This is a genomic window from Cupriavidus taiwanensis LMG 19424, from assembly GCF_000069785.1.
Classification (GTDB): domain Bacteria; phylum Pseudomonadota; class Gammaproteobacteria; order Burkholderiales; family Burkholderiaceae; genus Cupriavidus; species Cupriavidus taiwanensis.
On sequence record NC_010528.1, the window covers coordinates 2,074,459 to 2,096,401 of the forward strand.

The 21,943-nt window shown below is 66.5% G+C and carries 19 protein-coding genes and 2 tRNA genes; 5 read left to right on the forward strand and 16 right to left on the reverse strand.

What is annotated here, in order from left to right:
• Window positions 1–4 precede the first annotated feature (4 nt).
• The 6 genes from RALTA_RS09470 to RALTA_RS09495 all read right to left on the reverse strand — a co-directional run bounded on the left by RALTA_RS09470 (window position 5) and on the right by RALTA_RS09495 (window position 6,550).
• Window positions 5–1,054: a DUF2955 domain-containing protein gene (locus tag RALTA_RS09470; RefSeq protein ID WP_012353209.1), complete on the reverse strand. Its 1,050-nt coding sequence runs from the start codon at window positions 1,052–1,054 to the stop codon at window positions 5–7.
• A complete protein-coding gene (locus RALTA_RS09475) occupies window positions 1,044–2,183 on the reverse strand; it encodes an HlyD family secretion protein (RefSeq protein ID WP_012353210.1) in 1,140 nt (379 codons plus the stop codon). The genes RALTA_RS09470 and RALTA_RS09475 overlap by 11 nt, the downstream gene beginning before the upstream one ends.
• A gap of 10 nt (window positions 2,184–2,193) precedes the next feature.
• On the reverse strand, window positions 2,194–3,735 hold the full coding sequence (locus tag RALTA_RS09480; protein WP_012353211.1) for an efflux transporter outer membrane subunit: 1,542 nt from the start codon (window positions 3,733–3,735) through the stop codon (window positions 2,194–2,196).
• Window positions 3,736–3,752: 17 nt separating this feature from the next.
• Entirely contained in the window at window positions 3,753–4,856 is a 1,104-nt protein-coding gene (locus RALTA_RS09485) for an AI-2E family transporter (RefSeq protein ID WP_012353212.1), read from the reverse strand.
• Window positions 4,857–5,159: 303 nt separating this feature from the next.
• Window positions 5,160–5,236: transfer RNA gene (locus tag RALTA_RS09490), tRNA-Arg, on the reverse strand.
• Between the two features lie 51 nt (window positions 5,237–5,287).
• Window positions 5,288–6,550, reverse strand: coding sequence for a GGDEF domain-containing protein (locus RALTA_RS09495; RefSeq protein ID WP_012353213.1), 1,263 nt, complete (start codon window positions 6,548–6,550; stop codon window positions 5,288–5,290).
• A gap of 411 nt (window positions 6,551–6,961) precedes the next feature.
• Between RALTA_RS09495 and RALTA_RS09500 the strand changes: the two genes are divergently transcribed.
• A tRNA-Pro gene (locus tag RALTA_RS09500) sits at window positions 6,962–7,038 on the forward strand.
• Between the two features lie 124 nt (window positions 7,039–7,162).
• On the opposite strand, the gene RALTA_RS09505 is transcribed toward RALTA_RS09500, so the two are convergent.
• The gene (locus tag RALTA_RS09505; RefSeq protein ID WP_041232156.1) at window positions 7,163–7,903 is read right to left on the reverse strand and encodes a DNA polymerase III subunit epsilon; all 741 of its coding nucleotides are present in this window, start codon (window positions 7,901–7,903) and stop codon (window positions 7,163–7,165) included.
• Between the two features lie 115 nt (window positions 7,904–8,018).
• Complete coding sequence (locus RALTA_RS09510; RefSeq protein WP_012353215.1) at window positions 8,019–8,540, reverse strand: hypothetical protein; 522 nt, start codon at window positions 8,538–8,540, stop codon at window positions 8,019–8,021.
• Window positions 8,541–9,135: 595 nt separating this feature from the next.
• Between RALTA_RS09510 and infA the strand changes: the two genes are divergently transcribed.
• From infA to RALTA_RS09525, 3 genes are all read left to right on the forward strand, one after another.
• On the forward strand, window positions 9,136–9,357 hold the full coding sequence (infA, locus tag RALTA_RS09515; protein ID WP_008641674.1) for a translation initiation factor IF-1: 222 nt from the start codon (window positions 9,136–9,138) through the stop codon (window positions 9,355–9,357).
• A 199-nt stretch (window positions 9,358–9,556) separates the two neighbouring features.
• Window positions 9,557–10,033, forward strand: coding sequence for a SixA phosphatase family protein (locus RALTA_RS09520; RefSeq protein WP_012353216.1), 477 nt, complete (start codon window positions 9,557–9,559; stop codon window positions 10,031–10,033).
• A 250-nt stretch (window positions 10,034–10,283) separates the two neighbouring features.
• The gene (locus RALTA_RS09525; RefSeq protein ID WP_041232157.1) at window positions 10,284–11,123 is read left to right on the forward strand and encodes a GNAT family N-acetyltransferase; all 840 of its coding nucleotides are present in this window, start codon (window positions 10,284–10,286) and stop codon (window positions 11,121–11,123) included.
• A gap of 76 nt (window positions 11,124–11,199) precedes the next feature.
• Here RALTA_RS09525 and ppx read toward each other — a convergent pair whose 3' ends face one another.
• Window positions 11,200–12,732, reverse strand: coding sequence for an exopolyphosphatase (gene ppx, locus RALTA_RS09530; protein ID WP_012353218.1), 1,533 nt, complete (start codon window positions 12,730–12,732; stop codon window positions 11,200–11,202).
• Window positions 12,733–12,886: 154 nt separating this feature from the next.
• On the opposite strand from ppx, the gene ppk1 reads away from it, so the two are divergent.
• Window positions 12,887–15,013, forward strand: coding sequence for a polyphosphate kinase 1 (ppk1, locus tag RALTA_RS09535; protein ID WP_012353219.1), 2,127 nt, complete (start codon window positions 12,887–12,889; stop codon window positions 15,011–15,013).
• 49 nt (window positions 15,014–15,062) lie between these two features.
• Here the strand turns inward: ppk1 and phoR are convergent, their stop codons facing one another.
• The 7 genes from phoR to pstS form a co-directional block, all read right to left on the reverse strand.
• Window positions 15,063–16,445 carry a phosphate regulon sensor histidine kinase PhoR gene (gene phoR / locus RALTA_RS09540; protein ID WP_012353220.1) on the reverse strand — a complete coding sequence of 461 codons (1,383 nt, stop codon included), beginning with the start codon at window positions 16,443–16,445 and terminating at the stop codon, window positions 15,063–15,065.
• Between the two features lie 112 nt (window positions 16,446–16,557).
• Window positions 16,558–17,265, reverse strand: a complete 708-nt coding sequence (gene phoB / locus RALTA_RS09545; RefSeq protein WP_012353221.1) for a phosphate regulon transcriptional regulator PhoB — start codon at window positions 17,263–17,265, stop codon at window positions 16,558–16,560.
• A gap of 28 nt (window positions 17,266–17,293) precedes the next feature.
• Complete coding sequence (phoU, locus tag RALTA_RS09550; protein ID WP_012353222.1) at window positions 17,294–17,998, reverse strand: phosphate signaling complex protein PhoU; 705 nt, start codon at window positions 17,996–17,998, stop codon at window positions 17,294–17,296.
• Window positions 17,999–18,045: 47 nt separating this feature from the next.
• Window positions 18,046–18,834, reverse strand: coding sequence for a phosphate ABC transporter ATP-binding protein PstB (gene pstB, locus RALTA_RS09555; protein ID WP_012353223.1), 789 nt, complete (start codon window positions 18,832–18,834; stop codon window positions 18,046–18,048).
• A gap of 51 nt (window positions 18,835–18,885) precedes the next feature.
• A complete protein-coding gene (pstA, locus tag RALTA_RS09560; protein ID WP_041232158.1) occupies window positions 18,886–19,788 on the reverse strand; it encodes a phosphate ABC transporter permease PstA in 903 nt (300 codons plus the stop codon).
• 5 nt (window positions 19,789–19,793) lie between these two features.
• Entirely contained in the window at window positions 19,794–20,762 is a 969-nt protein-coding gene (gene pstC, locus RALTA_RS09565; protein WP_012353225.1) for a phosphate ABC transporter permease PstC, read from the reverse strand.
• Between the two features lie 117 nt (window positions 20,763–20,879).
• Window positions 20,880–21,911, reverse strand: coding sequence for a phosphate ABC transporter substrate-binding protein PstS (pstS, locus tag RALTA_RS09570; protein ID WP_012353226.1), 1,032 nt, complete (start codon window positions 21,909–21,911; stop codon window positions 20,880–20,882).
• Window positions 21,912–21,943 lie beyond the last annotated feature (32 nt).

A 21,943-nucleotide genomic window follows, 5' to 3' on the forward strand; every position in this document is an offset into this window, starting at 1 on the left:
CCCCTCATCCAGACAGTTGCCGCGCGCCGCGGGGCTGATCGAGCCATGCGACCATCAGCCAGGCATACAGCGTGACGCCGACAAACAAGCCCATGCGCACGGCAAAGGCGGTATAGACGTCCTTCCCGGCGGCGCTGTCCTGCACCGACTGGCCCAGCAGGATAATCAGCGTCACGAGGGTATTGACCCAGAAGCCTGGCGGGTACCGCGACGGGCTCAGGCCATACAGCTTGCGCCCCACCAGCAGGCCGAACAGCAGCATCCAAAGGAAGTACATCCACAAATGCACGAACAGGCTGAGCGCGCCCCAGAACAGGATCGCCAGCACACCGCCAAGCAGGGTCGAGCCCAGCAGTTCGCGCCCCGCGCCGCGTGCCGAGGTGGTGCAGGTTTGCCGGCCCAGAGTGGCCGCCTTCATGATGACCGGCAGGTACGCCGCCGGATCGTTCAGCGCGAGCAGGAATGCCGGCATGACCACCAGCGCGGCGCGCAGCGCGACCCGGGCGGCCTGGTCTTCCGGCAGCTCCGCGGGTGCGGACGGGGTACCTGCGCCAACGGGCTCGGGAAACAGCCAGTGGCCAATCCCCAGCGCCACCAGGGCGACGAGCAAGCCCTTGACCAGCGCCTCGATCACCGTGACCGCCAGTCCGAAATCAAAGGTGCCTGCCGCCGAAATCATGGTCAGGCCGACCACCAGGAACGTCGACACCAGCCCGTTGCCGCCGCGCAAGCCGTAGCGAAAGGCCAGGAACAGGCACAGGCCGACCAGCAGCACACCACTGGCGGGGTAATAGCGCAGCAGGGGGATCAGCAGCAGGCCGGTGCCCGTGGTCAGCATCACCACCAGCGCCAGGCCCAGTCCCGTCCGGGGCGACATCGGCCGGTTGAGCGTCGCCAGCAGGAACACGCCCAGCACCGGCGCGACCATGGGGACCGGCAGCGCCAGTCCGAAGCTGGTCGCCAGGCACAGCGCGGTGCCGCTGGCCAGGCGCAGGCAACGCCGGCTGCGTGGGTCGCGCGGGGGCCATGGCGGCGCCTGGCCGTCAGTAGACATAGGAAAGCCAGCTCATCAGGTACAGGAACAACCGGCCAAGCGGATTGAGCGGGTTGCCTTCGGTGGGAAATGCCATGACCTCGGCCTGCCCGCCCACGCGAATGCCGCGCAGCGGCGCAAGCTCGCCGCGGTCGAACTCGACAATGACCGGGAAGCGTTGCGCCGGGCGCAGCCAGTCACGACTGTTCTGTACCGTCGGCAGGCTGCCCGGCGGCGTGCCCGGCCCGACGTTGACGCCGTAGCCGACGCTGCGCACCCGGCCTTCGAAGACCCTGCCCGGCAAGGCATCCAGCACGATCGCAACCGGCGTGCCGGGCTCGACGCGGCCGAGGTTGTTTTCGGTCATTTCGGCGTTGATCCACACGTCGTGGATGGGGATCAGCGTCATGACCGGGTTGCCGGCCGCGGCAAACTGGCCGACATCGGTGCGCAGGTCGGTGACCAGCCCGGCGGCGCGCGCCCGCACCTGCGTGTTGGCCAGGTCCAGTTCGGCTTTTTCCAGCGCCGAGGCGGCGCTGCGCAGCTTGGCGTTGTCTTCGTCGCTGCCGCCCTCCTGCTCGCGCGCACGCTGGACCTCGGCCCTGGCGGCGGCGACCTGGCTGACGGCCTGCTCCAAACTGGCCCGCGCCACTTCCAGGCGCCGCAGCGAAATGGTGCCGGGGTCCTCGCTGTACAGCCGCTCGAGACGCTCGCTATCCTGCCGCGCCTTGACTTCGTTGGCACGGGCCGCGCGCAACGATGCCTGCGCCGACTCGATGCCTGCCGTGCTGGCCCCGATCTGCCGGCGCGTCGACTCCAGTTCGGCACGGGCGCGGTCCACGGCGATGCGGTACTGCTGGGGATCCACCTCGAACAGCACCGTGCCCGCCGCAACGTCCTGGTTGTTGCGCACATGCACCTTGATCACGCGGCCGGACACTTCCGCGGCCACCGGCACCACGAAGGCCTGGATCCGCGCCTGTTGCGTGTATGGCGTCAGGCGGTCGGCCAGCAGATACCAGGCGAGGCTGACCACGATCAGCAGCAGCACCCAGCGCACGCCCTTCTTTGACGTATCGGCCGTGGGCGGCGGCGGCGCGGGGGGCGGCGTCACTGTCGGTGCCGCGGAGGGCTGCGGGGTGTCGTTCATCGGCACTCGCTCAGGGGTTACGGTGGGCTGACGGGGAAACCGGCGCGGGCCCTGGCTCGTCCAGCAAGGTGCCCCAGTCAGTACGTTGCCGCATCTGCTCGCGCGTGGCGGTGTCGAGCAGCGGCTGCTCGCTGGACCATCCACCCCCGAGCGCCTTGTACACGGCGATCAGGTCGCTGACCGCGTTGCTGCGGTTGACCACGTAGGCGTCCTGCTGGGCCGCCAGCGCGCGCTGTGAATCCAGCACGCGCTGGAAGTCCGAGTAGCCCTCGCGGTAAAGCGCGTTGGCCAGGGTCAGCGAACGCTGCGCGGCCAGCGCGCTGTCGCGCAGGATCTCCTCGCGCTCCAGCGCCTTGATCAGCGCGCTCGCAGCATCGTCGGCTTCACGCGCCGCCTGCCGCACGGCATCCTGGTAGGCAACGATCAGTTGCTGCAGGCGGGCATCCTGCACGCGCACGGTGTTCTTGATGCGGCCATAGTCGAATACGTTCCAGCGCAAGGCCGGCCCGCCGGCCAGCGCCAGGCTGTTGGGCGTGCCCGCCAGCGTGCTGGCGGACCAGACGATGCTACCCAGCAGCGTCACCGACGGATACAGATCGGCCTCTGCCACGCCGATCAGCGCCGACTGCGCGGCGATCTGCAGCTCGGCGGCGCGGATATCCGGACGGCGCTGCAACAGGCTGGCCGGCACGTCCTGCAGCACGGCGCGATCGATCAGCGGAATCACGCCTTCCTTGCCAGCCAGCTCCGGCAAATCCGGCAAGGCTCCGGGCGGACGGCCGATCAGCACCGCCAGGGCATTGCGGGTGCGCGTGATCTGGCTTTCAAATTCCGGGATGGTGCTGAGGGTGCCCAGGTACTGGGTCTTCGCTTGTTGCAGGTCCAGCTCGTCGGTCTCGCCGCTCTTGAACAGGCGCTCGGTGATTTCCAGGCTGCGCCGCTGCAGCGCCGCGTTGCCGCGGGCGATGCCCAGGCGCGCCTCGGCCGTGCGCAAGGCAAAGTAGGTCTCCGCCACCTGGGCGCGCAGCAGCACCAGCACATCGTCGCGGTTGGCGCTGGCCGCAAAGTAGGCGGCATCGGCGGATTCTATGGCGCGGCTGAAGCGCCCCCAGAAATCCAGCTCCCAGCCGATGTCGAACCCGGCGCTGTATTGCCAGAAGCGACTGTTCTGCGGGTTGCGGCCACCGGACTGCCGGCGCTCCGTGTACAGGACATCGGCGCTCGCCTGCTGCAATTGCGGGAAGCGTCCGCTGCGCGCAATGCCCAGTTGGGCGCGCGCTTCCATCACGCGCAGGCCGGCGATCTTCAGGCCGGCGTTGTGCGCATCGGCTTCGGCAATCAGCCGTTCGAGCGCCGGGTCGCCGAAGACCTGCCACCACTCGCGGAGGTCAGGCTGCGCCCGCTGCACGGTCGCCTGCCCGAGCGCCGGGGTGTGCCACTGCTGCGTCCACGGTTCCTGCTGTGGCTGGAAATCCGGCCCCAGGCGCGCGCATCCCCCCACGCAGCAGGCGGCGGCCAGCAATGCGCGCAGAGGACGGTTCCCGCGCGGCATGGGCGGCCCGGATGGCTTCAGGTCTGCTGCTGGTTGCCGGGCTCGGTCTGCGACGGCGGATCCTCGACCCATTGCCAGAACAGCTGATAGCCGACCGCCAGCACCACCGGGCCGATGAACAGGCCGATCACGCCGCCGGTCACCATTCCACCGAGCGCGCCGATCAACACCACCGGCATCGGCACGTCGACGCCGCGGCCGAGCAACAGCGGCTTGAGCACGTTATCGGCCAGCCCGGCCACGAAGACATAGATGGAGAAGACGATGGTAGCCACGCTGGCCCCTTCGCTGGCAAATACATAGATGATCACCGGCACGGTGATCAGCGTGGCCGGCAGCTGCGCGATGCCCAGCAGCAGCACCGCCATGGCCAGCACGCCAGCGGCCGGGACCCCCTTGATCACAAAGGCAACGCCGATCAGCAGCATCTGGATAAAGGCGATGCCGACCACGCCCTGGGCCACCGCGCGAATGGTCGCCGTGCACAGCGAGGCGATGCGCTGGCCGCGTTCCGGGCCAAACACGCGCGCGGCAATCTGCACGGCGCTGCGGTTGCCGGCCTCGCCGTACGCCATGAAGATGCCGCCGATAATCAACGCGAAGACAAAGATCAGCAGCCCCTTGCCGATGCCCGCGGCGGTGCCCAGCACAGCCAGGCTGATTTCCCGCACCTGGGGCGCATGGGCCTGGATGACGCCGGTCAGGTCGGAGGCGGCCTGCAGCCAGACGTCGTACAGGCGTTGGCCCACCAGCGGCCAGCTGGCGACTGACTCGGCCGGCGGCGGAATATGCAAGCCCTCTTTTCGGATCACGGCCATCGCATTGGCCACGGAGTCGACCATGGCCGCGCCCAGCAGGTATGCCGGCAGCGCGATGATGGCAATGGCGGCCAGGACGATGAGCGTGGCGGCGCGTCCGTCCTTGTTGCCGAGCTTGCGCCTGAGGCGGACCTGCAAGGGATAGATGGTCACGGCGAGTATCACCGACCAGACAATGAGATCGAGAAAGGGCCGGAATATCTGGAAGCAGAAGATCGCCAGCACCGCGATCAGCCCCGCGCGGATCAGCACATCGAGTAGGCCGCGCGACAGCACGCGCTCCGAAATTGGCGTAGGCATCATCGCTTGTCTCCCTGCAGATCACTACCAAGACCCAGGACCGGCAACCCCGCCGTCGCGCATTCGGCAGGCCAGGTTATGTACTGACCGCTTGGACGGATGAAATCCAGTCTAGATGAGGGGTGGAGCCGGCACAACCTCAAAAGGTGTGCTTATCGCTACATGGGCATCAGTGCCTGGCGCATGGCTCTGCGACCGGGTGGCCATTGGACCGCCATGGGGACACCGCGAAATGGCGCCGGAAGATGCCGGCGCAGCGGCAGGAGCGGCCCGGGCGATTCGGCGGTGCGAATCCATGCGGCCTGCTGGCGCGTCCTAGAGGATTCGAACCTCTGACCGCTCGCTTAGAAGGCGAGTGCTCTATCCAACTGAGCTAAGGACGCGAAGGCGTGCATTCTACCGCAGCGCCCGGCCGCGGTGACAAGCCCTGCACGTCACGACGCGACGCGCGGCTGGCTGCGCGTGACGAAGCGTCCGGCGCCTGCGACGTCGGCCATGTCCGCGGCATCGCCGCCGGCGGGGTGCAGCGACACGCAATTGCGCCCTTTCAGCTTGGCGTCATAGAGGGCACGATCAGCGCGGCGCATCAGCGCATCGGCGCCCTCGCCGGGCTGCCGCGCCGCCACGCCGATGCTGACGGTATAGGCGATCGGATCGGGTTCGGACGGGCACGGCGTCGCGCGCACCGCCGTCGCCAGACGCAGGCAGGCCAGCCGTCCGGTCTCCAGCGCGGTATCCGGCATCACGATGGCAAATTCTTCGCCGCCCAGCCGCCCTGCCAGGTGCCCCTGGCCGAGCGTCTTGCGCAGCAGGCCGGCAAAGTGCCGCAACACGCTGTCTCCCGCCAGATGGCCGTAGACATCGTTGATGGCCTTGAAGTGGTCGAGGTCGACAAACGCGACCGTCATCGGCTTGCGCTGCCGCTCGGCCTGCAGGCAAGCGCCCTCCAGCTCCTCCCAGAAGGCGCCGCGCAGCAGTACATCGGTCAGGTCGTCATGCCGCGCGCGCCGCTCCAGCATGCGCCGCAGCCGGTCGTGCGCCATCAGCGCAAAGCTCACCGAGACCCCGACCAGGGCAAAGACATTGAATATCGCCAGCTCGCCATCCCACGGCAGCGGCCGCGGCCAGGCGGCGCCCTGCGACATCGCCGCCAGCGGCCCAAGCATGGTCCAGGCATTGATGGCGGCGGCGGCAATCACGATCACCGCCAGCGACCACGCCGCCAGCCGCCCGGTGCCACGCGTGGCCGGCACCGATGGCACCACGCTGCGGGCCAGGTCCAGCAGCAGCACAATATGGCAAGCGCTCAGGACCGGCGCCAGCTCGGGCAGCGCCACGGCGTTGGCCAGAAATCGCGGCGCCAGGTCGCCCCAGGCCACCGCCGCCGCGGCGGCGAGGTTCAGCGCCAGCAAGCCTGTGGCACGGCCGGGCCGTTGCGCAAAGTGCCGCGCGCCTACCGCCATCACGGAAAGCGCGGCGAGCAGCGCCAGGTCGGTCGACTCCGGCACCAGCCACATCGGCCGTAATACCTGCACCGCCGCGAGCGCCGCGGCAAACGCCGCCAGCACGCTGCCCAGGGCCCAGGATGTCAGGCCGCTGCGGTCCATGCCCGACGACCGGCGCAACACCACGCATACCACCGCCATCTGCAAGGCAAAGAGCCCCGCGATGAGCACAACCACGTGCGACTGAAACATCTTTATTCCCGTCCAAGGCAACGAGCGGTGCTCCGCATGCCGCCGCTCTTGCCTGCTTCTTTGCCGATCCTGTGCCGGATCGTTGTTATCGAATGCCGCACTTCCTGTGTCAGGCCGCCCGTGCAGCCATGCGGCAAACGCGGGCAAACCGAGCCGCTCGCCCAGGGCGGGAGCGCCGTTCTTGTTCTGGTGATCAGGTCAGTCCGGAAGGAAATACGCAAAACCGGGCGTTCCAACAGCACGCCGGTCGGACTGGAGCGGTGTGCGGATTATCGCAGCGCGCAAACCCAAGTCAAGACAAAGCGCCCCCGCCAGAAGGGGGAGCAGCGCGGCGGGCCCGCCCGGCCCGGTGGCCGCCTGCGTCGACGCGCATTGACCGTAACGCGCCCACGCGGCTACAATGGCCGGCTTCGGAGCGTAGCGCAGCCTGGTAGCGCATCTGATTTGGGATCAGAGGGTCGTAGGTTCGAATCCTATCGCTCCGACCAGAAATACCCAAACAACGGCCTGGATCGCAAGATCCAGGCCGTTTTTCTTTGGGTTCTCCGCGTTTTCCGTCGCGTCTGCACCAGGCAGCCATGCCGTGCGGCATGCGGCGCATGCAACACCCTGTCACCACGGGAACAAGTCCGGCCAGATCACCGCGCCAGCAAAAAGCATCAGTATCACCGCCGCCATCACCAACCCCCTTCCGGGGCCATGCTGGCTGGCTTCGACTTGCGGCAGCCATGAAGTCGCGGCCTCCGGGGGCGGCGCTGCGGGTGGCGGAGCCGGCGAGCTGCCGGCAGGCGGGGCGGCACTCATCGCGAAATCGGCTTCGGCCAGCAGGAAGCCCATCGGTGTGGCCTGCTGGGTGGCGCTGATGGGCCGGAACAGCAGCTTGGACAGCGCCAGGCAATCATCCAAAGCCACTTGCGGCCGCGGACGGAAGATATGCAGTTGCTCGCACAGGGTATCGAGCTTGTGGTTGGCGGCGTGGAAATACTGGGACCAGCGCACCTGCCGCACCGAGCAGCGCCAGCGCTTGTCCCGGATGCCGGGCAACACCTTCTCCAGCATCCTGGCGTTGAACGCGGCCCCATGGGCCACCAGCACGTCGGCATCGTCGATGATGGCGCGGATGGCGCCGAGGTCGAAGCGACGTCCGCGCAGCATGTCGGCGGTCAGGCCGTGGGTATCGGTGGCCGCCGCGCTGATTGGCACGGTGGGCTCCTGTGAGCCGTAATACTCCGCGACTTCGCGCAACAGGCCTCCGGCGCGCGGCGACACCTCGACCAGCAGCAAGCCGATGCTGACGGGCTCATCCGCTGGCGTGAGCCCGGTGGTTTCGGTACTGACGATTGCGACCCGCATGGGCACTCCGGGGTGGCTGTACGCGGGCGTGGTAAGCGCCAGCCGCTATGGTTGTTCTTCCTCTAGCGTAGTGCGAGCGCGTTACTGGTCATATCAGCCAGATGGGCTACACGGTTCAGGCGGGGGGCGGGGCGTCCGGCGCGGCGCGCCGCCGCTCGAGGTTGCAGTACACATCGGCGGCGACCAGCCCGAACAGCGCATGCGCGAACAGAGACTCCCAGCCGCGCGCTTCGTCGAACCAGTTCATATAGCGCGCAAACACATAGAAGTTGACCAGGTACACCACCACGCCGAACACGATGCCGACGACCGAGGCCAGGCCCAGGCTGGTGTCGAGCCGGAACGACGACAGGATCAGCGCCAGTGCCGCCGCCAGGATGATCGACAAGGCGAAATGCACCGTCCCCGCGGCCAGCACGATGGTCCAGTTAAAGGCATCGGCCGACAGCGCCTCGCGGCCGAGCAGGATGGCGGCGACCATCTTCACGGTGCCCCAGGCGCCCTGGTACAGCAGGAAACGTGCGGTCAGCAGCTCCAGCACCATGTAGACCGCGCCGGCAATCAGCCCCGCCAGCACCGCGGCGCGCCAGTCGGGACGGCAACGGACGTAGCGATGCGATTCCAGATGGAGTTCCATGGCAGTCTCCTCGCGAGATCCGGCCCGGCGCGGCCGTACGCGTTAGTTCTAGCTCATATGGCTCAAATACCAAGCCGTTCGCGATGCGATATGCGCCTTTATCGCCATTTTATCGCGATGCGCTCCGGGCGGATCCCGGCGATGGGACAGTCATGCTGCATCTGCGTACGTGATACAATGTCGCAGTAGCCCCCGGGGTGTCCGAGCATCCCTGTAACCGGGCGTTCTCACCAGCGCGCTCTTGCGAGCGACAGCAGCCGCCGGCGCGGACTTTCCGCGACGACACCGAACTGGCGAACCACCGGGTACACCTGCCCGCCTGCTCCGCGAAGCACATGGCCCCTCCGGCTGTCAGCGACCAGGTTTTCGCCCAAGCCATCCGCGCCCGCAGGGCAACACCGCTGACGCCGCCGACTGAACCGGTCATGCGGACGCCAGCCGCCGCGGCATACGCACCCTGCCCCGAACCATCCCAGCAGGTGCGGTTGGCCGCACGGACGTCATGTGCCGCGGTACGCGCCGCTTCGGGCGAACCGAACAGGATTTTTGAAACGTAACCATGCAGCCTTCGCGGGCTGCGGAAAAGGAAGACAGATTGGCTAAGGAAGAACTCATTGAATTTGGCGGCGTGGTGTCGGAAGCCCTGCCTGACAACCGCTATCGTGTCACGCTGGAAAACGGCGTTGAAATCTGGGCATACGCTTCGGGCAAGATGCAGAAGCACCGCATCCGCATCCTGGCCGGTGACCGCGTGACCCTGGAAATGTCGCCCTACGACCTGACCAAGGGTCGCATCAACTTCCGCCACAAGTCCTGAGTTTCCCCACGGCGCCGATGGCAACGCACTGCCATCGGCGCCGCCGCATGTTTCGCGCCGACGCGCTGTCACGCCGCTGACACCGCGCCCGGAGACACTTGCGGGCTGCCCTGACCGGCAGCCCGCTTTTGTTTGCGCCGCGCTTGCGCCGGTCGGGCCGCTTCACCATACTCGAAGCAAGCTCATTGCCCCGTCCGACATGAACCTGATCCTGTGGCGCCATGCCGAAGCCGAAGACCTGCCCGACGCTCTCAGTCTTAGCCGTACGGCAGACCTGCAGCGCCCGCTGACGCGCCGCGGCCGCAAGCAGGCCGAGGCCTCGGCCAGGTGGCTGCGCGCCCATCTGCCCGCCGATACCCGCGTCCTGTGCAGTCCCGCGGTGCGCGCGCGTGAAACCGCCGCAGCGCTCAGCGGCGAGCCGGAGATCCTTGATGCGCTGGCGCCGGGCGCCGACGTCAGCGCCGTGCTGGCCGCGGTCAAATGGCCGGAACGCGCCGAGCACGTGGTAGTGGTCGGCCACCAGCCCTGGATCGGCCGCGTTGCCAGCCTGCTGCTGGCGGGCACCGAAATGGACTGGAGCGTGCGCAAGGCCGGTGTCTGGTGGCTGACCGGCCGTACCCGGGAGAGCGAGGCCCAGACGGTGCTGCGCGCGGTCATCAATCCCGAATTCCTCTGAGCCTGTTCAGGGACAGGCTGCGCGCTGCCGGCACCAACTCCGGCAAAAAATCAGAATTGCCTCATGGCAGGCGGAATCTCCCGTCCCTAAAGTGCATTGGCGCCCTATCCCGCCACTTGCAACTGTCACCGGAGATTCCATGACCGAGCCTGTCATCGCCGTCACGCAACCGTCATCGCCGGGTCACGGCACTGTCACCGGCCCTCACTACATTGCATCGCAACAGTTTCGTCACCAAAGGGACATACTGATGCGAGATCTGCCGACGCCTACCCAGCCGCTCTTCGACTCTCTGCCCAATGGCCTCGGCCAGACGGCGCGGAGGCGTCTTCATCGCCCATCGGATACACCGGCACATGAGTCGCCTGTTCTCAGCGTGGCGTGGGCGCGCCACCAGGATGAAGTAGTCGAGGCCCAGCGCCTGCGCTACAAGGTCTTTGCCGAGGAAATGGGCGCGCGCCTGACGTCTTCGGCGCCCGAACTGGACATCGACATGTTCGATGCCTACTGCGACCACCTGATCGTGCGCGACATGGCCACGCTGCGCGTGGTCGGCACCTACCGCGTGCTGCCGCCGCATCAGGCCAAGCGCCTGGGCTGCCTGTACGCCGAGTCGGAATTCGACCTGGTGCGGCTGTCGCACCTGCGGCCCAAGATGCTGGAACTGGGCCGCTCGTGCGTGCACCGCGACTACCGCTCGGGCAGCGTCATCATGGCCCTGTGGGGCGGACTGGGCGAGTACCTGCAGCGCTGGGGCATCGAGTCGATGCTGGGCTGCGCGAGCGTGCCGATGAGCGACGGCGGGCATTACGCGGCCAGCCTGCACCGTCTGTTCACCGAGCGCTCGCTGGCGCCGATCGAGTATCACGCCTTCCCGCGCCTGCCGCTGCCGGTGGAAGACCTGAACCAGCAGCTCGAGGTCGAGCCGCCCGCGCTGATCAAGGGCTACCTGCGCCTGGGCGCGAAGATCTGCGGCCAGCCCGCGTGGGACCCGGACTTCAACGTGGCGGACTTCCTCACGCTGCTGCGCGTGAACGACATGAACCCGCGCTACGCCCGCCACTTCCTCGGCCTGAACAACGCCGCCTGAGCGGCGCCCCGCCACCGGGCCCACCGGGCCCACCGGTCCCGGCCGCCCCATCGGCGGCCGGTCGACCGCTTCACATTCAGTCGTAGACCACCTTGTAGCGCTTGCCGATGCGCTGCCATTCGTCGGCTTCCTGCGCCAGGCTGTATTCGATCAGCGGATTGGCGTCGATCCACGCCTTCGGCAGCCGCACGGTAAAGCCTTCGTCCAGCGCTTCGGCCAGCTGCTTGACGCGGATGTCCGGCAGCGCCACGTCCGAGCGGCGCCGGCACAGCACGAAGGCCAGGCGCAGGCTGAACAGCATGCGCCAGTCGACGAACTTGCCGCTGCCCGACAACTTGCCGAGCTTGCCCGCATGGCCCAGCAGCAGCGTCGCCAGCCGCGCCTGGTCGGTCTTGGAAAAGCCCGGCATGTCTGCATGCGTGGCGATATAGGCAGAATGCTTGTGGTAGCCGCTGTGCGAGATCGACATGCCGATCTCATGCAGGCTGGCCGCCCAGCCCAGCAGCGCCAGGTTGTCCTCGCGCCGTTCATTGGCCGGTTCCGGGAACTGTGACAGCAGCGTCTGCGCGGTGCGCCGCACGCGGCTGGCCTGGGCGCGGTCGACGCCGTAGCGGCGCATGAACTGGTCCACCGTGACCGTGCGCATGTCCTCGTGGTGGCTGCGTCCGAGCAGGTCGTACAGCACGCCCAGCCGCAGCGCGCCGTCGGTCACGTCCATGCGCTCGATATCGAGCTCGGCGAACACGCCCAGCATGATCGACAAGCCGCCCGGCAGCACCGGGATGCGATCCGGCTTGAGCCCGGTCAGCTTGACGCGGTTGGTGTTCTCGGCCTTGATCAGCGCCCGCTTCAGGCGCTCCAGCCCCTCGCGCGTGATGCCGTGCTCGGCATTGCTGTCGTTCATGCCATTGAGCTCGATCAGCTCGGCCAGCGCGCGCGCGGTGCCCGAAGAGCCCACCGCCTGTTCCCAGCCCGCGGCACGGTACTGGCGCACCAGCACCTGGATTTCGCGGCGCGCGGCCAGCTCGGCCTGCTTCATCGCGTATTCGTCGACATTGCCGCTGGGAAAGAACTGGCGGCTGTGCGACACGCAGCCGATATACAGGCTTTCCATCAGCTTGGACTGGTAGCCGTTGCCGATGATGAATTCGGTCGAGCCGCCGCCGATATCGACCACCAGGCGGTTGCCCTGGCAGGCCGGCGCATCGTGCGAGGCGCCCAGATAGATCAGCCGCGCCTCCTCGCGCCCGGCGATCACTTCGATCGGAAAGCCCAGGGCCCCTTCGGCCTCGATCAGGAACTCGGACGCGTTCTTTGCCACCCGCAGCGTATTGGTGGCAACGGCGCGCACCTGGCCCGGCGCGAACTCGCGCAGGCGATCGCCGAAACGCCGCAGCGCATCGATGCCGCGCCGCCGCGCGGGCTGGTCCAGGTATTTGTCGGGCGTCAGCCCGGCCGCCAGCCGCACCGGTTCGCGCAGCGCGTCCACCTGGAAGATCTGGCTGGCGGGGCCGTTGGCCGTTGGAGTCTCGTCCACTCGCCCGATCATCAGGCGGAAGCTGTTCGAGCCCATGTCGACGGCGGCCAGCAGGCGTGGAGTGTTGTTCATCGTGTGCTCGGAGGGCAAGTTCGCATTGGCGTTGCGAAGCACGGCAGGGACACGCTGGCGCCTGGACCTGCCGCGATTCGCGCCCGGGAAAAATATGTCGTGGTCATGTCCGCATCATGACAAAATCAAACTGTCATGAAAGTGACACGATTCTATGAAAAAGTCGCCACATTACCAAAAGAAGGTCATGACCATGTCGACGACTCCGTCCAGTACGCTGCTCAATCGCGAACTGGGCATCCTGGAATTCAATGCCCGCGTGCTGGCGCAAGCCGCGGACCCGAAAGTCCCGCTGCTCGAACGGCTCAAGTTCATCTGCATCGTGTCCAGCAACCTGGACGAGTTCTTTGAAATCCGCATGGCGGGCCTGAAGGAACAGATGCGCGACAATGCCTCGGGCCTGACGCCGGATGGCCTTTCCTTCCAGCAGACCTACCAGCTTGTCACCGAGCGCACGCAACGGCTTGTGGCCTCGCAGTATGACATGCTGCAGAACACCATTTTTCCACTACTTGAAAAAGAAGGGGTCTTTTTCCACCTGACCACCACCTGGACCGACGCCCAGCGTGAGTGGGCGCGGGAGTTCTTCCAGCGCGAGCTGGCGCCGGTGCTGACCCCGATCGCGCTGGACCCGGCCCACCCCTTTCCCCGCGTGCTCAACAAGAGCCTGAATTTCGTGGTGGAGCTGTCCGGCAAGGATGCCTTCGGGCGCGACGCCGATCTCGCCATCGTGCAGGCGCCGCGCGCGCTGCCGCGCGTGGTGAAGATGCCGGAGAAGCTGTCGGGCTATCCGTACGGCTTTGTCATGCTGTCGTCGTTCATGCAGGGCTTCGTGCACGAGCTGTTCCCTGCCATCACCGTGCATGGCTGCTACCAGTTCCGCGTCACGCGCAACTCGGACCTGTTCGTCTCGGAAGACGACATCACCGACCTGCGCGAAGCGCTGCAGGGCGAACTCCCCGCGCGCCATTTCGGCGACACGGTGCGGCTGGAAATCTCGTCCGATACACCTGCCCCGCTGGCGCGCCGGCTGCTGCTGGAATCGGGGCTGGCCGAACAGGACCTGTACCGCGTATCCGGCCCGGTGAACCTGGTGCGGCTGATGCAGATCCCCGACATGGTCGACCGGCCGGCGCTCAAGTTCCCGCCTTACGTGCCGGCGCCGGTCAAGGCCTTTGCGGGCGGTGCGTCGATGTTCGACGTAATGCGCCAGCAAGACGTGCTGCTGCACCATCCGTACGAAAGCTTCAGCTCCGTGCTGGATCTGCTGCAACTGGCCGCCGCCGATCCCAACGTGGTGGCGATCAAGCAGACGGTCTATCGCACCGGCAATGAATCGCTGGTGATGGAAGCGCTGATGACCGCCGCGCGCAACGGCAAGGAAGTGACGGTGGTGGTGGAACTGCTGGCGCGCTTCGACGAGGAAACCAATATCAACTGGGCCGAGCGGCTCGAGTCCGCCGGCGCGCACGTGATCTACGGCGTGGTCGGGCACAAGTGCCACGCCAAGATGCTGCTGATCGTCCGGCGCGAGCCCGCCGGACCGAAGGCCAAGCAGGTCAAGCTGCGCCGCTATGCCCACCTGGGCACAGGCAATTACCATCCGCGCACGGCCAGGCTTTATACCGACTTCGGGCTGCTGACCGCCGACGAGGCGATCTGCGAAGACGTGCACCATGTGTTCCAGCTGCTGACCGGCACGGCCGGCACGATCCGGCTGAACCACCTGTGGCAGTCGCCGTTCACCATGCAGAGCAACCTGGTCGACCATATCCGCGCCGAGGCCCGCAACGCGCGCGCGGGCAAGCCGGCGCGCATCATCGCCAAGATGAACGCGCTGCTGGAACCGTCGATCATCGACGAGCTGTACAAGGCCTCGCGCGCCGGCGTGAAGATCGACCTGATCGTGCGGGGCGTGTGCGCGCTGATGCCGGGCGTGCCGGGCATGTCCGAGAACATCACGGTGCGCTCGATCATCGGGCGTTTCCTCGAACACCACCGCGTCTATTACTTCCAGGCGGCCGGCGCAGAGGTGCTCTATCTTTCCAGCGCAGACTGGATGGACCGCAACCTGTTCCGCCGCGTGGAAGTCGCATTCCCGGTCCTGGACAAGGCGCTCAAGGCGCGCGTCATCAAGGAGAGCCTGCAGGTCCACCTGCGCGACAATGCCTCGGCGTGGATCATGCAGTCTGACGGCAATTACGTGCGCAGCCAGACGCGTTCCAAGCATCCGCATATCAGCCAGAACGATCTGCTGGTGATGTTCGGCGGCACCCCCTGAGCGGCGCACAGGCAAAGAAAAACCCGCCGCGGCGGGTTTTTCTTTGCGATCAGGCTGCGCGCCGGGAATTGTCCGGCGACTGCGGCGTGAGCGTCGGGCCGGCACCCGGCACCGTGGGTTCCGCGCTGTCGGCGGCGGTACGCACGCTGCGCTCCAGCGGAAACACCACGCGGAATACGCTGCCCCGGCCCTCTTCGCTGGTGACGCGCAGCTCCGCATGGTGGCGCGACAGCACGTGCTTGACGATGGCCAGGCCCAGGCCGGTACCCCCGGTGTCGCGCGAGCGGCTGCGGTCGACGCGGTAAAAGCGCTCGGTCAGCCGGGGAATATGCTCGGCCGCGATGCCCAGGCCCGTATCGGCCACCGAAAACACCGCATGGCCGTCTTCCCAGGCCAGCCGCATGGTAATGCGCCCGCCCTCCGGCGTGTAGCGCACCGCGTTCGATACCAGGTTGCCCAGTGCCGACATCAGCTCGGTCTCGGCGCCGCGCATGGCCACGGTGGGATCGATCTCGGCACTGACATGATGCCGCCCTTGCGACAGCGCCTCGGCATCGTGCATCAGGTGCGCCACCATGGCGCGGATCGGCACCACGTCATGGCCCGGCGGCTGGGCGTCGCTTTCCAGCTTGGCGAGCGCCAGCAGGTCTTCGACGATGCTCTGCATGCGCACCGACTGCGCCAGCATCATGTCGATATAGCGGCGCCGGTCTTCCTCGGACACCGGCAGGTCGCGCACGGTCTCGAGAAAGCCGGTCATGACGGTCAGCGGGGTCTTCAGTTCGTGCGAGACATTGGCGACGAAGTCGCGCCGCATCGCCTCGGTGTTTTCCAGCTTGGTGATGTCCTGCGTGATGACCAGCTTGCGGTTGTCGCCATACGGCAGGATCTGCACCGCGATCACGCTGTGCTTGTGCTCGCCCATGTCGCGCATCACCAGCGGGTCGTCGAACTGCTGCCGTGTCAGGTAGTGGACAAACTCCGGACGGCGGATCAGGTGGGTAATGCGCTGGCGCACGTCGCGCCGCGCGTTCAAGCCGAAATGCTGCTCGGCGACGTCGTTGCACCACTCGATCTGGTCGGCGTCATCGAGCATCAGCACGCCGTTGGGCGAGGCCTGGATGGCCTGGATAAAGCGGGTGTGCTGCTGCTCCACCTGCAGCACCTGAGTGCGCCAGCGCTTGACCAGCCGGTGCAGGCGGTAATACACCTCGCCCCACAGGCCGAGCGCGCTGGGGATCTCGCCGTAGACCGGCGCGTCCAGCACCTTCCACAGCCGGTTGATCTGGTACAGGTAATAGAACAGCAGGCCAAGCAGCGACACGCATGCCAGCGCCAGCGCCGGCACCGGGCCGGTCACCAGGTAAACGCCGGCGGACAGCACCAGCAGGCTGATCAGGATGGCCGCGGAACGGGCCCAGATGACATTCATGCGCAGGGTTCAGGCTCGCAGGCAGCCGCGAAAACGGCTGCCTGCAGGGTTGCGACGGAGTGTGCCACGATTTCGCCGCGCCCTGCCAGCGGCTTGAGACCCGTGCGGCGGTTCAGGCGCCAGGGGTGCGCGCCAGCCGGTAGCCGCTGCCACGCACGGTTTCGATCATGTTGCTGTAGCCGCCCGGCGTCAGTGCGGCACGCAGGCGCTTGATATGGACGTCGACGGTGCGTTCCTCGACGAAGACATGGTCGCCCCAGACCTGGTCGAGCAATTGCGAACGGCTGTGCACGCGCTCCGGGTGCGTCATCAGGAAGTGCAGCAGGCGGAACTCGGTGGGGCCCAGGTCCAGCTTAATCGGGCCGCTCTCGTCCTGGCCGGTCACGCGGTGCGTGGCCGGGTCGAGGCGCAGGCCGTTGATCGCCACCACGTCGTCGGTCAGTTGCGGCGCGCGGCGGCGCAGCACAGCCTTGATTCGCGCCAGCAGTTCCTTGGGCGAGAACGGCTTGGTGACATAGTCGTCGGCACCGGCCTCCAGCCCCATCACCTTGTCCTGCTCCTCGCCGCGGGCGGTCAGCATGATGATGGGAATCTGGCGGGTACGGTCATTGGCGCGCAACTCCTTGGCGAAGTTCGCGCCCGACTTGCCCGGAAGCATCCAGTCGAGCAGCACCAGGTCGGGCAGCACATCGCTCATCAGCGACAGCGCCTGCTCGGCGTTATAGGCCCGGATCGGATAATGCCCCGCGTGCTGCAGGTTCACGGCGATCAGTTCGGCGATCGCCGGTTCGTCTTCGACAACCAGAATACTGCTTGGCATGTGTATGGTTCTCCGTGGGCGGCTGACCTCAGCTCAGCGCTTCGCGCTCCATGTCCTCGCGCGAGGCATGGCGGACGTCCGTCCCCTTGACAATGTAAATGATAAATTCCGCAATGTTCTTGGCGTGATCGCCGATGCGCTCGACGGCCTTGGCGATGAACAGGAAATCCAGCGCGACCGAGATCGTGCGCGGGTCTTCCATCATGTACGTGATCAGCTTGCGCACGAAGCCGCGGAATTCCTCGTCGATGGCCTTGTCGTCCTTGACGATGCGCGCCGCCGCGACGGTGTCCAGCCGGGCAAAGGCGTCGAGCGCCTGGCGCAGCAGCGAGATCGCCATCTCGCCCGACAGCTTGACCTCGGCGTAGTTGATGCTGTGCGCCGACGCGTCTTCCATGATGTGCTTGGTGCGCTTGGCGATCTTCTCGGCTTCGTCGCCGGCGCGCTCCAGGTTGGTGATGGTCTTGGAGATGGCCATCACCAGGCGCAGGTCGCGCGCGGTCGGCTGGCGCCGGGCGATGATGTTGCCGCAATCGGCATCGATCTCGACTTCCAGCGCATTGAGCTGGATCTCCCGGGCGATCACCTGGTCGGCGATCTCGGCGTCGAAGTCGGTCAGCGCGCGCATGGCCAGCTCGATCTGGGACTCCACCAGGCCGCCCATCTGCAGCAGCTTGGTGTTGATGGCGTTAAGGTCTGCGTCGAACTGGGTCGACAGGTGCTTGTCAGTCATGGGATTCTCCTGGCCGCTTATGGATATGCTAGTCCCTGCCCTGCCCGTCAGCCGAAGCGGCCGGTAATGTAGTCTTCCGTTTCCTTCCGGTGCGGCTTGATGAAGATCTTCTCGGTCTCGCCGAACTCGATCAGTTCGCCCAGGTACATGTAGGCGGTGTAGTCCGAGCAGCGCGCCGCCTGCTGCATGTTGTGCGTGACGATCACCACGGTGTACTCGTCCTTCAGCTCGGCGATCAGCTCTTCGATGCGGCCGGTGGAAATCGGGTCGAGCGCGGAGCACGGCTCGTCCAGCAGCAGCACTTCGGGACGGATGGCGATGCCGCGCGCGATGCACAGACGCTGCTGCTGGCCGCCGGACAGGCCGTAGCCCGACTGGTGCAGCTTGTCCTTGGCCTCGTTCCACAGCGCCGCCTTGGTCAGCGCCCATTCCACGCGGTCGTCCATCTCGGAGCGCGACAGCTTCTCGAACAGGCGCACGCCGAAGGCGATGTTGTCATAGATCGACATCGGGAACGGCGTCGGCTTCTGGAACACCATGCCGACCTTGGCGCGCAAGAGCGCGATGTCCTGCTTGGCGGTCAGCAGGTTGTCGCCGTCCATGTTGATCTCGCCCTCGGCGCGCTGCTCGGGATAGAGCGCGTACATCTTGTTGAAGGTGCGCAGCAGCGTCGACTTGCCGCAGCCCGAGGGGCCGATGAAGGCCGTGACCTTGCGGTCGGGGATCGACATGTTGATGTTCTTCAGGGCATGAAACTGGCCGTAGTAGAAGTTCAGGTTGCGCACGTCGATCTTGGCGCGAACCGAATCGGGAATGTCGATGACGGTGGAGGTCATTGCGTTTTCTCGCTTGCAGTCTTGGGGCGGTCCGCCTTACGGGCGCGCCGCTTATTTCTTGAACAGGATGCGCGCCAGGATATTCAGGGCCAGCACGCCGATCGTAATCAGGAACACACCCGCCCAGGCCAGTTGCTGCCACTCGGTGAACGGGCTCATGGCGAAGCGGAAGATCGTCACCGGCAGGTTGGCCATCGGCTTGTTCAGGTCGGTGGTCCAGAACTGGTTGGACAGCGCGGTGAACAGCAGCGGCGCGGTTTCGCCGGCGATACGGGCCACGGCCAGCAATACGCCCGTCACAATGCCGGCGTACGATGACTTCACCGTGATCGACAGCACCATCTTCCACTTGGGCGTGCCCAGCGCGAAGGCGGCCTCGCGCAGTGCGTTGGGCACCAGGTTCAGCATGTTTTCGGTGGTGCGCACGACGATCGGCACCTGCAGCAGCGCCAGCGCGCAAATGCCGGCCCAGCCCGAGAAGTGGCCCATGCGGGTCACCACCAGCGCGTAGACGAACAGGCCGATCACGATCGACGGCGCCGACAGCAGGATGTCGTTGATAAAGCGGATCAGGCTGGCCAGCGGCGAGCTCTTGCCGTACTCGGCCAGGTAGATGCCCGCCAGGATGCCCAGCGGCGTGCCGAACAGCGTGGCCATGCCGACCATCACGAAGCTGCCGAAGATGGCGTTGGCGAGGCCGCCGCCAGCGGTGTTGGGGGCCGGCGTCATCTGCGTGAACAGGTCCAGCGACAGCCCGCCCACGCCCAGCGTGACGGTGGTCCACAGGATCCACGCCAGCCAGAACAGGCCGAAGCCCATGGCGACCAGCGAGGCGGTCAGCGCGTACAGGTTGACGCGGCGGCGGCGGCCCTGCAGGCGCGCGCGCACGGCATCGGCATCGGGACGGACAGCGGGAATCGAGACGGAAGACATGGCCTGGCTCGCTTGGGTCATTTGGCTCACTTTGCGCCCTCATTCTTGGCCAGGCGCAGCAACAACAGCTTGGACAGCGCCAGTACCACGAAGGTGATGAAGAACAGGATCAGGCCCAGCTCCATCAGCGCGGCCGTATGCAGGCCGGCGCCGGCTTCGGCGAACTCGTTGGCGAGCGCCGAGGTGATGCTGTTGCCCGGCGAGAACAGCGAGGCGCTGTCCAGCAGGTTGGTGTTGCCGATCACGAAGGTGACGGCCATGGTCTCGCCCAGCGCGCGACCCAGGCCCAGCATCACGCCGCCGATCACGCCGGCGCGGGTATAGGGCAGTACCACGTTCCACATCACTTCCCAGGTGGTGCAACCCACGCCGTAGGCGGATTCCTTGAGCAGCACCGGGGTGACTTCGAACACATCGCGCATCACCGAGGCGATGTACGGAATGATCATGATCGCCAGGATCACGCCCGCGCACAGCAGGCCAATGCCCAGCGGCGCGCCCTGGAACAGCTTGCCGATCACCGGCAGCTGGCCGACCGTGGCGGCCAGGGGCTTCTGGAAATACTCGCCGAAGATCGGCGCGAACACGAGCAGGCCCCACATGCCGTAGACGATCGACGGCACCGCGGCGAGCAGCTCGATGGCGGTGCCGAGCGGTCGGCGCAGCCAGGCCGGCGACAGCTCGGTCAGGAACAGGGCGATGCCGAAGCTCACCGGCACCGCGATGATCAGCGCGATCAGCGAGGTCACGATGGTGCCGTAGATGGGCACCAGCGCGCCGTAGACATCGGCGGGAGGATCCCACTCCGCGGACCACAGGAAGCGCGCGCCGAAGGCCTCGATCGAGGGCCAGGCGCTGATCGCCAGCGAGACGATGATGCCGCCCAGCAGCAGCAGCGTCACGATGGCGGCGCCGCGCGTCAGGCCGCCGAACAGGATGTCGCCCATGCGGCTCGGGGGCTGGACGTTGCGGAACTCGGAGGGGGTAGTCGCCATGTCGGGAATTCAGGGTGGATCGCCGCTCGCGCCTGGGCAGGAGCGCGGTGGCCGGGCCGGTTTCGGGCTGCCCGGCCACCGCCGCCGCGCTCATGCGCGGCCGGCGATGCCGTCAGATCAGTACAGCGCCTTGCCCGAAGCGTCCTTGACGCTGGTCTTCCAGGTCGAACGGATCTGGTTGACCACGTTTTCCGGCAGCGGCACGTAGTCCAGATCTGCGGCCATGCTGGCGCCGCTCTTGTAGGCCCAGTCGAAGAACTTCAGCACTTCCGCGCCCTGCGCCGGCTTTTCCTGGTTCTTGTGGACCAGGATGAAGGTGGCGCCGGCGATCGGCCAGGCGTCCTTGCCCGGCTGGTTGGTCAGGATCTGGTAGTAGCTCTTGCTCCAGTCCGCGCCGGCGGCGGCGGCCTTGAAGGCGTCGTCACCCGGCTTGACCACCGCACCCGACGCGTTCTTCATGTTCACGTGGGTCATCTTGTTCTGCTTGGCGTAGGCATACTCGACATAGCCGATGGCGCCGTTCAGGCGCTGCACGAAGGCGGCCACGCCCTCGTTGCCCTTGCCGCCGGTGCCGCCGCCCGGCCAGTTGACCGTGGTGCCCTCGCCCACCGAGCTCTTCCAGTCCGGGCTGACCTTGGACAGGTAGTTGGTGAAGATGAACGTGGTGCCCGAACCGTCGGCGCGGCGCACCGGCAAGATGTCCTGGTTCGGCAGCTTGGCTTGCGGGTTCAGCGCCTTGATCGCGGGATCATCCCACTTCTTGATCTTGCCCAGGTAGATGTTGGCCAGCACTTCGCCGGTGATGGTCAGCTCGCCCGGCTTCACGCCCTGCAGGTTGATCACCGGCACCACGCCGCCGATCACCGTCGGGAACTGGACCAGGCCCTGCTTGTTCAGGTCCTCGTCCTTCAGCGGCGCGTCCGAGGCGCCGAAATCGACCGTCTTGGCGCCAATCTGCTTGATGCCGCCCGACGAGCCGATGGATTGATAGTTGACCTTGTTGCCCGTTGCCTTGTTATATGCGTCGGCCCACTTGGAATACACGGGCGCCGGGAAGGAAGCGCCTGCACCGGTAATTTCCGCCGCGAACGCAGTACCCGCTACCACCATCGAAACGATGCCTGCCACGGCAGTCTTGACCAGCTTCATATGTCCTCCAGAGAACATGGTTGGGAATGACA

Excerpts from the sequence above, each read along its gene's own strand:
- RALTA_RS09470 (WP_012353209.1), bottom strand. The coding sequence starts at position 1,054 with ATGTCTACTGACGGCCAGGCGCCGCCATGGCCCCCGCGCGACCCACGC.
- RALTA_RS09475 (WP_012353210.1), bottom strand. The coding sequence starts at position 2,183 with ATGAACGACACCCCGCAGCCCTCCGCGGCACCGACAGTGACGCCGCCC.
- RALTA_RS09480 (WP_012353211.1), bottom strand. The coding sequence starts at position 3,735 with ATGCCGCGCGGGAACCGTCCTCTGCGCGCATTGCTGGCCGCCGCCTGC.
- RALTA_RS09485 (WP_012353212.1), bottom strand. The coding sequence starts at position 4,856 with ATGATGCCTACGCCAATTTCGGAGCGCGTGCTGTCGCGCGGCCTACTC.
- RALTA_RS09495 (WP_012353213.1), bottom strand. The coding sequence starts at position 6,550 with ATGTTTCAGTCGCACGTGGTTGTGCTCATCGCGGGGCTCTTTGCCTTG.
- RALTA_RS09505 (WP_041232156.1), bottom strand. The coding sequence starts at position 7,903 with ATGCGGGTCGCAATCGTCAGTACCGAAACCACCGGGCTCACGCCAGCG.
- RALTA_RS09510 (WP_012353215.1), bottom strand. The coding sequence starts at position 8,540 with ATGGAACTCCATCTGGAATCGCATCGCTACGTCCGTTGCCGTCCCGAC.
- RALTA_RS09520 (WP_012353216.1), top strand. The coding sequence starts at position 9,557 with ATGAACCTGATCCTGTGGCGCCATGCCGAAGCCGAAGACCTGCCCGAC.
- RALTA_RS09525 (WP_041232157.1), top strand. The coding sequence starts at position 10,284 with ATGCGAGATCTGCCGACGCCTACCCAGCCGCTCTTCGACTCTCTGCCC.
- ppx (WP_012353218.1), bottom strand. The coding sequence starts at position 12,732 with ATGAACAACACTCCACGCCTGCTGGCCGCCGTCGACATGGGCTCGAAC.
- ppk1 (WP_012353219.1), top strand. The coding sequence starts at position 12,887 with ATGAAAAAGTCGCCACATTACCAAAAGAAGGTCATGACCATGTCGACG.
- phoR (WP_012353220.1), bottom strand. The coding sequence starts at position 16,445 with ATGAATGTCATCTGGGCCCGTTCCGCGGCCATCCTGATCAGCCTGCTG.
- phoB (WP_012353221.1), bottom strand. The coding sequence starts at position 17,265 with ATGCCAAGCAGTATTCTGGTTGTCGAAGACGAACCGGCGATCGCCGAA.
- phoU (WP_012353222.1), bottom strand. The coding sequence starts at position 17,998 with ATGACTGACAAGCACCTGTCGACCCAGTTCGACGCAGACCTTAACGCC.
- pstB (WP_012353223.1), bottom strand. The coding sequence starts at position 18,834 with ATGACCTCCACCGTCATCGACATTCCCGATTCGGTTCGCGCCAAGATC.
- pstA (WP_041232158.1), bottom strand. The coding sequence starts at position 19,788 with ATGACCCAAGCGAGCCAGGCCATGTCTTCCGTCTCGATTCCCGCTGTC.
- pstC (WP_012353225.1), bottom strand. The coding sequence starts at position 20,762 with ATGGCGACTACCCCCTCCGAGTTCCGCAACGTCCAGCCCCCGAGCCGC.
- pstS (WP_012353226.1), bottom strand. The coding sequence starts at position 21,911 with ATGAAGCTGGTCAAGACTGCCGTGGCAGGCATCGTTTCGATGGTGGTA.